The 14,617-nt window shown below is 60.5% G+C and carries 14 protein-coding genes; 12 read left to right on the plus strand and 2 right to left on the minus strand.

Going from position 1 to position 14,617, the window contains the following annotated elements:
- Positions 1-40 precede the first annotated feature (40 nt).
- Positions 41-1,117: a tRNA preQ1(34) S-adenosylmethionine ribosyltransferase-isomerase QueA gene (gene queA / locus ACP0KA_RS24445; RefSeq protein ID WP_424631294.1), complete on the plus strand. Its 1,077-nt coding sequence runs from the start codon at positions 41-43 to the stop codon at positions 1,115-1,117.
- 14 nt (positions 1,118-1,131) lie between these two features.
- Entirely contained in the window at positions 1,132-2,271 is a 1,140-nt protein-coding gene (gene tgt, locus ACP0KA_RS24450; protein ID WP_424631706.1) for a tRNA guanosine(34) transglycosylase Tgt, read from the plus strand.
- Between the two features lie 105 nt (positions 2,272-2,376).
- On the opposite strand, the gene ACP0KA_RS24455 is transcribed toward tgt, so the two are convergent.
- Entirely contained in the window at positions 2,377-2,595 is a 219-nt protein-coding gene (locus ACP0KA_RS24455; protein WP_424631295.1) for a hypothetical protein, read from the minus strand.
- A 233-nt stretch (positions 2,596-2,828) separates the two neighbouring features.
- On the opposite strand from ACP0KA_RS24455, the gene cysK reads away from it, so the two are divergent.
- Complete coding sequence (cysK, locus tag ACP0KA_RS24460) at positions 2,829-3,806, plus strand: cysteine synthase A (protein ID WP_424631296.1); 978 nt, start codon at positions 2,829-2,831, stop codon at positions 3,804-3,806.
- Positions 3,807-3,822: 16 nt separating this feature from the next.
- Positions 3,823-4,068: a BrnA antitoxin family protein gene (locus ACP0KA_RS24465; protein WP_424631297.1), complete on the plus strand. Its 246-nt coding sequence runs from the start codon at positions 3,823-3,825 to the stop codon at positions 4,066-4,068.
- Here the strand turns inward: ACP0KA_RS24465 and ACP0KA_RS24470 are convergent, their stop codons facing one another.
- Entirely contained in the window at positions 4,069-4,995 is a 927-nt protein-coding gene (locus ACP0KA_RS24470; RefSeq protein WP_424631298.1) for a glycine/sarcosine/betaine reductase selenoprotein B family protein, read from the minus strand.
- A gap of 114 nt (positions 4,996-5,109) precedes the next feature.
- On the opposite strand from ACP0KA_RS24470, the gene ACP0KA_RS24475 reads away from it, so the two are divergent.
- The 8 genes from ACP0KA_RS24475 (at position 5,110) to ACP0KA_RS24510 (ending at position 14,599) form a co-directional block, all read left to right on the plus strand.
- Positions 5,110-5,325, plus strand: coding sequence for a hypothetical protein (locus tag ACP0KA_RS24475; protein WP_424631299.1), 216 nt, complete (start codon positions 5,110-5,112; stop codon positions 5,323-5,325).
- Positions 5,326-5,835: 510 nt separating this feature from the next.
- Positions 5,836-7,584, plus strand: coding sequence for an arylsulfatase (locus tag ACP0KA_RS24480; protein ID WP_424631707.1), 1,749 nt, complete (start codon positions 5,836-5,838; stop codon positions 7,582-7,584).
- 268 nt (positions 7,585-7,852) lie between these two features.
- Positions 7,853-8,914 carry an SDR family oxidoreductase gene (locus ACP0KA_RS24485; RefSeq protein WP_424631300.1) on the plus strand — a complete coding sequence of 354 codons (1,062 nt, stop codon included), beginning with the start codon at positions 7,853-7,855 and terminating at the stop codon, positions 8,912-8,914.
- A gap of 136 nt (positions 8,915-9,050) precedes the next feature.
- The gene (locus tag ACP0KA_RS24490; RefSeq protein WP_424631301.1) at positions 9,051-9,968 is read left to right on the plus strand and encodes a LysR family transcriptional regulator; all 918 of its coding nucleotides are present in this window, start codon (positions 9,051-9,053) and stop codon (positions 9,966-9,968) included.
- Between the two features lie 167 nt (positions 9,969-10,135).
- Complete coding sequence (locus ACP0KA_RS24495) at positions 10,136-10,906, plus strand: enoyl-CoA hydratase/isomerase family protein (protein ID WP_424631302.1); 771 nt, start codon at positions 10,136-10,138, stop codon at positions 10,904-10,906.
- Positions 10,907-11,013: 107 nt separating this feature from the next.
- On the plus strand, positions 11,014-12,414 hold the full coding sequence (locus ACP0KA_RS24500; protein WP_424631303.1) for an FAD-dependent oxidoreductase: 1,401 nt from the start codon (positions 11,014-11,016) through the stop codon (positions 12,412-12,414).
- A gap of 117 nt (positions 12,415-12,531) precedes the next feature.
- Positions 12,532-12,786, plus strand: a complete 255-nt coding sequence (locus ACP0KA_RS24505; protein WP_424631304.1) for a DUF2171 domain-containing protein — start codon at positions 12,532-12,534, stop codon at positions 12,784-12,786.
- 229 nt (positions 12,787-13,015) lie between these two features.
- The gene (locus tag ACP0KA_RS24510) at positions 13,016-14,599 is read left to right on the plus strand and encodes a tetratricopeptide repeat protein (protein WP_424631305.1); all 1,584 of its coding nucleotides are present in this window, start codon (positions 13,016-13,018) and stop codon (positions 14,597-14,599) included.
- Positions 14,600-14,617: the final 18 nt, after the last annotated feature.

Below are 14,617 nucleotides of genomic sequence, written 5' to 3' on the forward strand. Positions count from 1 at the left end.
GATGGCCGGGCATGTCCCGGCCATCGACATTTGAGCTTCCATGCGTACCGACCTGTTCGATTTCGACCTGCCCGAAACCAGCATTGCGCTGCGGCCCGCGAGTCCGCGCGATACTGCGCGTATGCTCGTGGTACGCCCGGGGCAAGGACTGCAGGACATGACGGTCCGCAATCTCGCGGAGTTGCTCGCGCCCGGCGATCAGCTTGTGGTGAACGACACCAAGGTGATCCCGGCGCAACTCTCGGGCCGGCGGATCGGCCGCGAGACCGAGCCGAAGATCGAAGCGACACTGATCAAGCGCCTCGATGGATCGCGATGGCAAGCGCTGATGAAGCCGGCGCGGAAGCTGTCGGTTGGTGACGTCGTGCGGTTCGGCAATGAGGGGCGCGTCTGCCTGCTCGGCAATCTCGACGCACAGGTCGAGGACAAGGGAGAGAACGGCGAAATCGTGCTGTCGTTTTCGTTCCACGGTCCGGTGCTGGATCAGGCGATTGAGGACGTCGGCACTCCGCCATTGCCGCCCTACATCGCGTCGCGCCGGACGCCCGATGAGCGCGATACGAGCGATTACCAAACCATGTTTGCTGTGAACGTGGGCGCCGTTGCGGCGCCCACCGCCGGTTTGCATTTCACGCCCGATCTTGAAGCCGCGCTCAAGGCGCGTGGCGTTGGTCTCAACCGCGTCACGCTGCATGTCGGTGCGGGCACTTTCCTGCCGGTGAAGGCCGACGACACGGCTGAGCATCGCATGCATGCGGAGTGGGGCACGGTCTCCGCCGAGACCGCGGACGCGCTGAACGCAGCCCGCGCGAAAGGCGGGCGCATCGTCGCGGTCGGCTCGACCTCGCTGCGTTTGATCGAGAGCGCTGCCGCCGAGGACGGCACCATTCGGCCTTTCTCGGACGACACCGCGATCTTCATCACGCCAGGCTATCGCTTCAAGGCGGTCGACGTGATGATGACGAATTTCCATCTACCGCGCTCGACGCTGTTCATGCTGGTGTCGGCCTTCAGCGGGCTCGACACCATGCAGCAGGCTTACGCCCATGCGATTGCCAACGGCTATCGCTTTTATTCCTATGGCGATGCGTGCCTGTTGTTTCGCGCGCCGACCTGACCGATAACGCGCGGATGACAGTCGCCAATCATTTCAAACTCTTGGGCCGGGACGGCGAAGCGCGCACCGGCGAGCTGACGACGCCGCACGGCATTGTGCGCACGCCTGCCTTCATGCCTGTTGGCACGGCCGGTGCGATGAAGGGCATTCATTGGCGCGATATCCGCGACACCGGGGCCGATATCGTTCTCGGCAACACCTATCACCTGATGCTCCGGCCGACCGCAGAGCGCATTGCCGCGCTGGGCGGGCTGCAGAAATTCACCACCTGGAATGGCCCGATGCTGACCGACTCCGGCGGCTTCCAGGTGATGTCGCTCGCCAAGCTGCGCAAGGTGACCGAGCAGGCGGTGACGTTCAGCTCGCACATCGACGGCGCGAAAATCGAGCTTTCGCCGGAGCGGGCCATTGAGGTGCAGCGGCTGCTTGGCTCCGACATCGCCATGCAGCTCGACGAGTGCGTCCGGTTGCCTGCCGAGCGAGCGGACATCGAGCGCGCCATGCATCTGTCGCTGCGCTGGGCAGAGCGCTGCAAGCGCGCCTTTGAGACTGCGCCGGATGGCTACATGTTGTTCGGCATCGGGCAGGGTGGTGACGTTCCCGATCTGCGGCGTGAAAGCGCCCGCGCACTGATCGATATGGGTTTTCACGGCTATGCCATCGGCGGACTTGCAGTCGGCGAACCGCAGGAGGTCATGTTGGCGATGATCGAGGAGGTCGCGCCGATCCTGCCGCAGGACCGTCCGCGCTACCTGATGGGCGTGGGCACGCCGGATGACCTGCTGGAAGCGGTAGCGCGCGGCATCGACATGTTCGATTGCGTTATGCCGACGCGCAACGGCCGTCACGGCCACGTCTTTACGCGCCACGGTGTTATCAACCTGCGCAATGCCCGGCACGCCAATGATCCGCGTCCGCTCGACGAACAGAGCACTTGGCCTGCTACGCGAAGTTATTCGCGCGCCTATTTGCACCACCTCGTAAAATCAGAAGAGACGCTCGGTGCGATGCTGCTTTCCGAGGTCAATATCGCCTATTACCAGCATCTGATGCAGGGCAGCCGCGCCGCCATCGCCGCCGGCAAATTCGACGACTTCCGTGCCAGCACCCGCGAGGGATGGGCGCGTGGGGACATTGCGCCCATCACTCAATAGGTGCGGTGCGATATTACTTCTGAAGAAGTTTATCCATCGTGTGAGCAAAAGACGTCAGCGCACATGAACAGCTGATGTTTTGGATGATCTCGGCTGCGTGCGATTTCAATTGCAGGCGAAAGGTTTCGTTGCCGGATGCTTGGTAACGAAACCGCAGCCGCAGGTATCGCAGGTCCAGAGGTAGCTCACTTCGTTGTCAGCGAGCAGGGCTGAAGCTTCCGCTGCGACCAGGGTATCCGAGCAAATCACGCAAATGGGCTTTTCGCTCGCACGCAGTGACATCACAGGCGCATTGGTCGACAGAACTTCAGCGATTGCTGACATCGTGACCCCCCTTTGAGTATCGGAGACAGGCGGTACGATACGCGAGAAGTTTGAACATGTGGCAACACAAATACGTTCCTTTTGAGATACTTCCTGTGATGTTTTTGTTTTGCAGTGCAATGGCTTCACTGCGCTGTGATTGCCTCTTGCATGAAGGTACCGACGCATCTTAATGGCGGAAGTCGTTCGTTTCGCGCGGCTTTACCCTCGCGCATAGCTCCCGGAGAATTGCCATGGACACACGCTCGGGCACTGACGCTGTGCACACCCCTGGCCGCGACCGCGTCTACGACAGCATTGTCGATGCATTCGGTGATACGCCGGTCGTTCGTCTTCGCAGGCTCCCGGAGCAGCGCGGTGTCAAAGCGACAATTCTCGCCAAACTGGAATATTTCAATCCGGCGGCCAGCGTGAAGGATCGCATCGGTGCGGCGATGATCGTCGCCATGGAAAAGGCCGGAGTGATCAATCCGGACACCGTGCTGATCGAACCGACGTCCGGCAATACCGGTATTGCACTGGCGTACGTTGCGGCGTCGCGCGGCTACCGGCTCAAGCTCGTCATGCCGGAATCGATGTCGATCGAGCGGCGCAAGATGCTGGCATTCCTCGGTGCCGAGATCATCCTCACGCCGGCGTCGCAGGGCATGAAGGGAGCGATCGCCACCGCAGAGGACTTGATCCGCAATACGCCGAACTCCGTGATGCCGCAGCAGTTCAAGAACCTTGCGAACCCCGAGGTGCATCGCCGCACCACTGCTGAAGAAATCTGGAACGACACCGGAGGCAATCTCGATATCTTCGTGGCGGGGGTCGGTACCGGCGGCACCATCACCGGCGTCGGGCAGGTGCTGAAGCCGCGCAAGCCATCGCTGCGGATCGTCGCCGTGGAGCCAGAGGAAAGCGCGGTGCTGTCCGGTGGCCAGCATTCGCCCCACAAGATCCAGGGTCTTGGTGCGGGTTTTGTCCCGGATATCCTGGACCGTTCAGTGATTGATGAGATTGTGACGGTAAATAGCGCCACGGCCATCGAAACGTCGCGGCAGTTGGCACGCCTCGAGGGCATTCCTGGCGGCATTTCGTCCGGCGCGGCCATTGCGGCTGCGCTCGAACTCGGCAAGCGGCCGGAGAATGCCGGCAAGGTCATCCTTACGGTCGTGCCGTCGTTTGCGGAGCGTTATCTCTCGACCGCCTTATTTGAAGGAATTTGATCCAAGGAATCTGATGATGGCATCACCTCCACGCCGGCCCCGCACACTCAGCGACGCAAAGACGGAAGCCGAAGCTGCGTTCAAGTCGATCACGGCCAAGAAGGCCGAGCCTGTTCCGCAAAAAACAGCCGTTCCCGGCGTCAAGGAACTGGTCTCGCTGCGGATCGATCAGGACGTGCTTGAACGCTTCCAGGAAGATGGACCCGGTTGGCAGGACCGCATCAATGCGGCCCTGCGCAAGGCAGCTGGTTTAACAGACTAATCAGGCCACGCGGTTGGCGCGGGCGGCTTCCTTCTGGGCGTCGAAATCCCGGCGGCGACGGGCCAGTTCTTCCGGCGCCATCCGGTCGACGTTGTTGTAATCGAGCTTCCATGACGCATCGTCGCTCCAGCGCAGCGGCGACTGCACCGTGGTCCGCGCGGCGGGCGCGCTTTCCAGCACCTTCAGTGCCAGCTCAAACGTCAAAGCCTGCGACGCCACGTCATGAGGCTTGCCTGCTGAGTTGCCCAACGGAAAGTCGCTGAACAGGAAGCGTGGGGCGCCGGCGTGCTCGACGATGTCCTTGGCGCAACCCATCACCACCGTGGAGATGCCGTTGGCCTCCAGGTGACGCGCGACCAGTGCCGTTGTCTGGTGGCACACGGGGCAGTTCGGCACGAGCACTGCGGCATCGACACCGTCCGCCTTGCAACGCGCAAGAATTTCCGGTGCGTCGGTCTCGACGGTCACGCGATGGCTGCGGTTGGTCGGCGCCCCGAAGAAGCGCGGCGCGACCGAGCCGACGCGGCCTTCGCGGGCGAGGCGATGCAACTGCGGCAGCGGAAACCATGTGCCGATGTCGGTCGCCGTCGTGTGCGTGCGATCATAGGCGATGTGGGAGATGCGCAGGTCATGCTGCTGCGCGGTGTCGCCATCATAGACCTCATAGAATTTCGCGCTGCCATTATAGGGCGCGCCCGGGCCCTGATCGCCCTTGGTGGGGTCGAAGCGGGCAGCTGTGGTGATGATAGCAACACGGGATTGCGCGAGCGGCTTCTTCAGCGGCTGGAATGGCACATCGATATTGTGGGCCCAGCGATAAGGGGTGTCGTAGCCAATGGCGAGATAGTAATTGCGCGTCCGCTGCATATACGGGATCGGCACGTCGTAGTCCGCCACGTGGACTTCATGCGCAGGTCCATCCGTCATCGCGTCTCTCCCGGTATTTTTCTAATAGTCGAAGTATCAGATGCTCTTCACCTCGGCCACATTCAATGAATAATGGCAGGGCTGATCTGCGCCGCTGGGAGGAAAGCTGAGGCCATGGCACCAAGAAAGCAAAGCGGGCCGGGGACGGGAGCCCGAAGTGCAAAGTCCAAGGTCAAAACGACGGCACCCAAACGAAGGCCTGCCGCGGACCCCACGCGCGATGCGCCGTTTCGCATCGATATCGCAAACGATGGCGATATCGCCTCGGTCCGCCACGATCTCTCCGAGGACGAAATCAAGGAGCAGGCGGATCGGGAAAAGCGGAAATAAGGCCCGGTCAGGTTGTGCATCAATACGTAAGCATCCGTGACTGAATGATTGCCTCGACGGTCTGTCACACAACACGTTACCGTTCAAAAACCTTGTCAATGTTCGCTGTCTGACCTAGCGTTATTGCGCTTCGGGTAGCTGCTAAAAACGTAAGCGTTTCCTTCGTGCAATGCGGTTTTCGCAGAAAGAAGGTGACCATGCAGCAGCTCTTACTTTAACCGAATAAGCGCGCCCGCGTCGCTGGCGGGCCTGCCGCGTTCCAATTGCAGGGATCGCGGCTCCACGAGATCAACGCTCATTGAAGCACAAGCACTCGCGCGGCATCGCATGGCGGGTGGTTGGTGGCTTGCGTGATCTGTCCCGAGGGGCGGATCGAAGCGGTGTGCCGGAGGCGTTGTTCTCTTATCGCCAGCAACGGTGGGGCGTCGTTCATGCCTGCATCCAGGCGAGGCGGCCACCAACAAATCACATGACGTGCGGTGCATTTAATGCAGAAAGGGACGTGCCATGATGAACAAGCATCCGCCGGAATCTGCTTCTTATGACGATGTGCGGCAGTCAGACGGCAGTGGGTTGAAACGCCGCGATCTGTTGCTGAGCGGCAGCTCGCTTGCTGCAGCGTCGGCACTCTCGGCATTGGGATTGACGAGTTCTGCCCAGGCGCAGCCAAGACCACCACAACCAATTCCGGCGCAGCCGGCACAAGCGCAGCCGGCGCCATCACCGTCCGGTCAACGTCCGAATATCGTCGTCATCATGGGGGACGACATCGGGATCTGGAATATCGGTGCCTATCACCGCGGCATGATGGCGGGACGAACGCCGAACCTCGACAAGATCGCTGCCGAGGGAATGCTCTTTACCGATTACTACGCGGAAGCAAGCTGCACGGCGGGCCGCGCCAACTTCATCACCGGCGAGTTGCCGATCCGCACCGGCATGACGACAGTCGGACAGGCCGGAGCGGCCATCGGCATACCGGCGGAAGCGGTAACGATTGCCACTGCACTGAAAGGCATGGGCTACGCCACCGGCCAGTTCGGCAAGAATCATCTTGGCGACAAGAATGAGTTTTTGCCGACGGTGCACGGCTTCGACGAATTCTTTGGTTATTTGTATCACCTCGATGCGATGGAAGACCCCGCCCATCCTGGTTATCCGCAGGAGCTGCTGAACGTCGTCGGCCCGCGCAACATGGTTCACTCATGGGCGACCAATGTGGATGATCCCACCGACGACCCGCGCTGGGGGAAGGTCGGCAAGCAAAGAATAGAAGACGCAGGAACGCTCTATCCCAAGCGGATGGAAACCGTGGACGATGAAATCCGCGATCTCGCGCTCAACTTCATCGAGAGAGCCAAGGCCGACAACAAGCCGTTCTTCCTGTGGCTCAATCCGACCCGCATGCACATCGTGACTCACCTGTCGCCTAGGTATCAGGGGATGCGCAACTCGAAAAACGGCTGGACGATTCACGAAGCCGGCATGGCGCAGCTCGACGACGACATCGGCATCGTGATGCAGAAGCTGAAGGACATGGGGGTCGATGACAACACGATCGTCATCTTCACCACTGACAACGGCACCGAGGTGTTTACCTGGCCGGACGGCGGTCAGACGCCGTTCGCGCAGAGCAAGGGCACCGTGATGGAAGGCGGTTTCCGCGCCCCGGCCATGATCCGCTGGCCCGGCAAAGTGCCGGCGGGCAAGGTGGAGAACGGCATTATCTCCGGGCTCGACTGGTTCCCGACGTTGCTTGCGGCTGCCGGTAATCCCAACATTGTCGAGGAGTTGAAGAAGGGCAAACACATCGTCGACCGCACCTACAAGGTTCACCTGGACGGCTATAACCAGATGGACATGATCACCGGCAAAGGGCCGTCCAACCGGCACGAGATCTGGTATTTCGGCGAGAGCGAACTCGGTGCCGTGCGCATCGACGACTTCAAATATCGTTTCATCGACCAACCCAAAGGGTGGGTTGGTGACAAGACCAAACCCGACATACCCTACTTGATCAACCTGCGCCTCGATCCGTTCGAGCGCACGGGCTGGCCCGACAACGGCACCAAAGAAGGAGCGCAACAGTACTTCGACTGGTTCAAGTACGAATTCTGGCGCTTCGTCTTCGTTCAGCAGCAGGTGGAGAAGTTGGCGCAAACGGCGGTCGAATTCCCGCCGATGCAGAAGGGTGCGAGCTTCAACCTCGAGTCGGTGAAAGAGAAAATCGCCGCGTCACGGGCCGCAATCGCCAAGTAGCAATCGCCAAGTGAAGCAGCGATCCATGATCGTTATGACGGGCGCCCGAAGAGGCGCCCGTTTGGCGAACCAAGCGCGGTCACACTCTCGCCGGCCTCTGACCTCCAGCGGGCCGAGCGGGCGGGCGTTCTCGTGACCTGCCACATGCTCTCCGTGGACCAGCGAACTTGGTTTCATGGTTACCCCCCGGTGCCTATGTCATTTATCGGTGCCTTCTCGAACACGACACATTTCGGACCTACCTCGGGAGCGTCGAGCAGGAGTGATCATGTCGAATAAAGCATTGGTAGTAGGTGCGAGCGGGATTGTCGGCAGCGCGACGGGCGCGCTCCTCAACGAGAACAACTGGCAGGTGTGGGGACTCGCGCGCAAGCCGGTGAAACAAGACGGCGTCACACCGGTTGCGGCTGACCTGCTTGATCCGGCTTCGCTTGGATCTGCGCTAAGCAGCCTCGCGCCTTCTCATGTTTTCATCTCCACATGGCTGCGGCAGGCAACGGAGGCGGAAAACATCCGCGTCAACGCGGCAATGGTGCGCAATCTTCTCGACGCGGTCCGAGGCTCGAAATCCGTGCGCAACGTCGCGCTTGTGACCGGCCTCAAGCATTATCTCGGGCCGTTCGAGGCGTATGGCAAAGGGGCTTTGCCGCAGACGCCGTTCCGGGAGGAGCAGGGCCGTCTCGATATCGACAACTTTTACTACGCACAGGAAGACGAGGTCTTTGCGGCTGCAAAGCGCGACGGCTTTACCTGGAGCGTCCATCGTCCGCATACCATCATTGGCGAAGCGGTCGGCAACGCCATGAACATGGGCACCACGCTTGCCGTCTATGCCTCGATCTGCAAGGAAACAGGACGCCCATTCCGCTTTCCGGGATCCGAGGCGCAATGGACCAGCCTCACCGACATGACGGATGCCAAGCTGCTCGCGCGTCACCTGCTCTGGGCGGCGACCACGCCTGCAGCGGCCAATCAGGATTTCAACGTCGTTAACGGCGACGTCTTCCGTTGGAAATGGATGTGGGGACGCATCGCCGGTTGGTTCGGCATCGAGGCGGCGCCATTCGATGGCGTGGTTCGTCCGCTCGAACAGCAGATGGCTGACGATGCCGCGGTCTGGCGTGACATTGCGGAACGTCACAAGCTCGCCGAGCCGCAGATCGACCGATTGATTTCACCGTGGCACACCGACGCCGACCTCGGCCGTCCCATCGAAGTGGTGACGGACATGTCGAAAAGCCGGAAGCTCGGATTTTCGGTCTATCAGCCGACAGATGAGGCTTTCTTTGCGTTGTTCGAGAAATTGCGCCGGGACCGGCTGATCCCTTAAGCCGCCGTTCCTGAGAACAGCATCGAAACCGCCCATCCTGTTGACCGGCCTGCCGTTCCTCCAAGAGGTGCTTGCACACCCTTGTCGCGTCGATAATAGGAGTGTGTTGCATATTCGGCCGAAGGAGAAGGAAGGCGTGGACAGACTGACAGCGATGGAGACCTTCGTCAGGGTCGTTGAAAGCGGCTCGTTCTCGGAGGCCGCGCGTCAGCTTCACGTGGGCCAGCCCGCGGTCTCCAAGGCGATTGCTCAGCTTGAGGATTCGCTCGGCGTCAAACTGCTGTTTCGGTCCACGCGCGGATTGGTGCCGACGGAAGCGGGCTCGAGTTTTTACAAAGGCGCCAAGCGCTCCATCGAGGAGGTGGATGACACCTTTGTTGCTGCCCGCGGTGCCGGCACCGGTCTGTCTGGACGACTGCGCGTCGGCGCAGCAACCACGTTCGCGAGCCTGCATCTTATTCCGTATCTCGGTGCTTTTCTTGCGGCCCATCCCAACGTCGATCTTGAATTCGTACTCGACGACCAGCGCGTTGATTTGATCGAGGCGGGAATCGACATCGCGCTGCGGATGGGGGATCTCGCGGACTCGAGCCTGACGGCGCGGCGGATCGGTCAGGGGCGTCGTATCGTCGTGGGTGCGCCCGGCTATTTTGCCAAAGCGGGCGTGCCGAAATTGCCTGCCGAACTGACAACGCATCAGGCGATCATCCATGCACGTACGTCCGGCGGCGATGTCTGGATGTTTTGCAAGGACGGTGTGGAAGTATCGGTCACGGTGCGAGGGCGCCTTCGCATCTCGGCCGCGCAAGGCATTCGCACAGCGGTGCTTGCCGATATGGGGCTCGCGGTCGCCTCGGAATGGATGTTCGCTCCTGAGCTTGCCAGCGGCAAGGTGAAGGAGGTGCTCTGCGATTGGGCGATGAATCCCATCGATGTCTGGGCGGTGTTTCCTACCGGCCGCGTTGCGAGCGCCAAGGCGCGCGCCTTTGCCGATTTCGTCGAGGCCCTGTTGGCCTCGCAGGCTGATTGCAAAGCCATCGCCCATTCAGGTTGAAGTTGCATCACTAATGTATACGGACGGGCGTTTCATGCCGCACGTCAAGCACAATCGTGACACTATTCCCTGCAGGAATAACCTTTAGTCGCTTCAGTGCGCTACCAATGGATTTCGCCTCCCTCGATAAGCTCTTTGCGTCACACGCGTGTCCAATGGAGCATTTCATGAGCCGGTTCGCCGACTATCAGAACAGATTTCCGAACGCGCGCCTGGTTCGTTCTGACAGCGGCGTCGTAGAGGTGACCTTCCACACTGAAGGCGGCACGCTGGTCTTCAATGGCCACTCCCATGAACAGTTTGTCGACCTCTTCCATGAGATTGCATCGGATCCCGATACACGCGTGGTTATTCTCACGGGAAGCGGAGAGGCTTTCATGGAATCGATCAGCCCTGAAGGCTTCGATTTCTTTACACCGCGCGGGTACGACAAGATTTATCGCGAGGGCAGGAAAGTCCTCATGAATATCCTCGATATCGAGGTGCCGCTGATCACTGCATTGAACGGGCCCGTGCGGCTGCATTCAGAATATGTGTTGTTGTCGGACATCGTGCTGGCAACGCCTTCGACCGTGTTTCAGGACAAGCCGCATTTCGAGTTTGGCATCGTGCCCGGCGACGGCGTCAATCTGCTCTGGCCGGAAGTGATTGGAAGCGTGCGCGGACGCTACTTCCTGTTGACGCGTCAGGAATTGGATGCAGATACGGCCCAGGACTGGGGTGCGGTCAACGAGGTCGTTTCGCCTGAGAAATTGCTGCCACGTGCCCGCGAGATTGCGGAAAGTCTCGCCAAATTGCCGCCGCTGACAGCCCGTTACACGCGCATCGCGCTCATACAGAAGCTGCGCCGCATTATCGATGAAGGCGTGGGCTACAGCCTCGCGCTCGAAGGGATTAGTGCCGCCGATGTCGCGCTTTCCATGGCCGCTAAAGGCTGATTGCAAGAGGCAGTGTCTCGTGAATGGCGGCGGAATGCGGGGCCACGTTCAGCGGTCATGCTCACTGAGGCCCCGTCTCACTATTCAAAACTTCCGAGGAACAAGACATGGCGCAGACCGAAGAATTTGACACTCTGATCCTTGGCAGCGGCCAAGGCGGCAAGCTGCTCGCGTGGCATCTGGCCCGCTCGGGACAGCGCGTTGCGGTCGTCGAGCGTCAATGGGTCGGCGGCGCCTGTCCCGCGGTCGCGTGCCTGCCCAGCAAGAACGTCCTGTGGGGTGCGCGGGTAGCGCATCTGACGCACCATGCCGCGACGTTTGGCACGATGACCAGCGCCGTGAAGACCGACATGCGGAAGGTCCGGGGTCGTAAGCAGGAGATGATCGATCGCGAAATCGCATTTCATCTTAACGCCTACAAGACGAGCGGCGCCGAATTGATCATGGGCACCGGATCTTTCGTCGCGCCGAAGACGATCGACGTGCAACTGAATGATGGCGGCAAGCGCGTGGTCAGCGGCAAGCAGGTGGCCATCAACGTCGGCTCGCATGCCGCCATCCCGAATATTCCCGGTCTGGACACCGTCCGTGCCATCACGCACATCGAGGCGCTTGAGCTGGATCATCTGCCGGAGCACCTCGTTGTGCTCGGCGGTGGCTACGTCGGCATCGAGATGGCGCAGGCTTTTCGCCGCTTCGGCAGCCGGGTCACGATCATCGAGCCGGGCAAGCAACTCATGGGTCGCGAGGACGCTGATGCGGCCGAAGAGATGCAGCGCATCCTGACCGCTGAAGGCATTCAGCTTGTGCTGGGAGCGTTGCCGATCAAGGTGAGCGGTGAGTGGGGCAAGAGCGTTGCCGTCACGGTGACAACGGAAGCCGGCGAGCAGACGATCGAAGGCAGCGATCTTCTTGTTGCAGTTGGGCGGATTCCCAACACTGCCGATCTCGGACTGGAGAAGACCGGCGTTGAACGCGATGCACGCGGCTTTATCAGTGTCAACGCGCGGCTGGAGACAAGCACTCCCGGCATCTGGGCGATCGGCGAATGCGCCGGCAGCCCGCAATTTACCCATGTGTCCGTCGACGATTTCAGAATTGTCAGGGACAATATGGCGGGTGGCAACCGCCGGACGGATGAACGGCTCGTTCCCTATGTGATGTTCACCGACCCACCGCTGGCCCACATCGGCCTGAGCGAAACCGAGGCTTTGCGCCAGAGCATCCCGGTGCGTGTGGCGAAGCTGCCGATGAGCAATGTGCTGCGTACCGAAGCCACGGACGAAACCGATGGCTTCATGAAAGCACTGGTCGCCGCAGATGACGACCAGATCCTTGGTTTCACCATGATCGGCTCAGAGGCAGGGGAGGTGATGGCCGTGATTCAGACGGCAATGCTGGCAGGACTTCCATACACCCGGCTTCGCGAAGCCGCGATCTCTCACCTCACGATCGCGGAGGGGCTCGGCCCGTTGCTGGGGAACGTGCCGCCGCGATCCGCGTCATAATCATGCGCCACGAGCATCGTTAAGCTCGGGCTGCCGCCGCAATGATGGGCCATCTGGACCGGAGTTGAGGGGCGCCGCGGACGTCTAAGCGCCAACACTTGTAGCAAGGAGAGACAGATGAGCGACAGTCGGATCAAGGAACATATGGAAGTGATCGGAGCGGATGGCGTTCACGTCGGCACTGTCGATCGGGTCGAGAAAAACAGGATCAAGCTGACGAAGGCGGATAGCGGCGAGGGAAGTCACAAGGGCCATCATCACTATATCGATCTCGGTCTGGTCGCAGATGTCGAAGGGCAGAAGGTGCGCCTCTCGGCAAATGCCGCCGTGGCGGTGACGTTTGAAGACGAAGCATCGGGCAAGTCGGTCTGATTCACGCTTGCAGGAAACGTCCGGCCGTCATCGAAGGCGGCCGGATTTATCGTGCATGCGTGTATGCGCAGGAGAAGCGCACTTTACGGTTGTTGACGCAGCCGCCGGCAATCCGGCAGTGCCTCTGACCCAACGCTGACAAAGAGGTGCGTTGAGCCACGCACCTCAAGCGCTTACTATTCCGACAGATGTGAAGGGAGATTTGCCACAATCGGTCAGGGAGGACGTCATGCGTGCACCGCTATTCGCGTTCACTCTTACAGCTCTTGTAACGCTCGGACCTGCTTACCCTGCTTTTGCGCAGGACAATTCCGAACAAAAACTAGGCACGGTCCATTTCGCGACGTCCTGCAACGAGACGGCGCAACGGCGTTTCGATCGCGCCATGCGATACCAGCATTCGTTCTGGTACAGCGCATCGAGCGAGATCTATCAGGAAACACTCAAAGCCGATCCGGAATGCGCCATTGCCTATTGGGGGATTGCGTTGTCGTTGCTCAGCAATCCGCATATCGCTGTGCCTGCACCCAATCTTCCGCTGGGACTTGCTGCGATCGAGAAGGCCCAGGCGCTTGGCGCGAAAACACAACGCGAGCGCGACTATATCGATGCGCTCGCGGTGATGTATCGCGATTACGACAAGACCTCTCATCAGGCGCGGGTTCAGGCCTATCTGCAGAAGATGGCGGATCTGGCCGCACGCTATCCGGACGATGACGAAGCTCAGATCTTCTATGCAATTACGCTGAATGTCGCCGCACCTGCGACGGATAAGACCTACGCCAATCAATTGAAAGGCGCGGCCATCCTCGAGCCGATCTTCGAGCGGCAGCCTCAGCATCCGGGCGTCGCTCACTACCTGATTCATCTGTACGATTATCCGCCGGTTGCAGCACGAGGCCTGCCGGCCGCGCTTCGTTACGCCAAGGTGGCGCCGAATGCGCCCCACGCGCAGCATATGCCGTCGCATATTTTCACGCGTGTCGGCTACTGGAAGGAGTCGATCGCCGCGAACAATGCATCGGTGGACGCGGCCAAAGCGAGCAAGGAAACCGGCGATCAGCTCCATGGCCAGGACTATATGGTTTATGCCTACCTGCAGCTCGGACAGGACAAGGAAGCCCGCGACATCGTCGATGCAGTTGAAGCCACGCAGTTCGGGCCTGATGCGTTTGCAGCCGCGTACGCTCACGCCGCATCGCCTGCGCGTTATGCGATGGAGCGTGAGGACTGGAAAGGCGCGGCCAATCTCGCCATCCAGTCGAGCAAGTTTCCGCATGTGATGGCGGTGACCTATTTTGCCCGTGCGATCGGCGCTGCACGCTCGGGCGACACCGACTCCGCCAAGAGCGATGCGGACAAACTTGCTGCACTTCGTGACAATTTGCGTGAAGCAAAGAACGATTATTGGGCCGGCCAGGTCGATGTTCAGGAGCAGGCGGCCCAGGCCTGGATCCTCTACGCCGAAGGCAAATACGAAGACGCATTGAAGGCGATGAGCCTGGCCGCCGATGCTGAGGACAAGACCGAGAAGTCGCCCGTCACGCCGGGGCCTTTGATGCCGGCTCGCGAGCTTTACGGCGTCATGTTGCTCGATCGCGGCATGGCGAACGAGGCGCTCGCCGCGTTCGAAGCGACGATGTCGAAGGAACCGAACCGTTACAACGCCTATGTTGGCGCGGCAAAGGCCGCACAGGCGATCGGCGATAGCGGTAAAGCAAAGACCGCGTACGAGAGGCTGATTTCAACCACCGGAGCGACGTCTGAGAGATCGACGCTTGGGGAGGCCAAGGCGTTCGTGGCGAAGAATTAGCCGCGTTTCCAGGGCGGT

Source organism: Bradyrhizobium sp. SYSU BS000235 (genome assembly GCF_049747295.1).
GTDB lineage: Bacteria > Pseudomonadota > Alphaproteobacteria > Rhizobiales > Xanthobacteraceae > Afipia.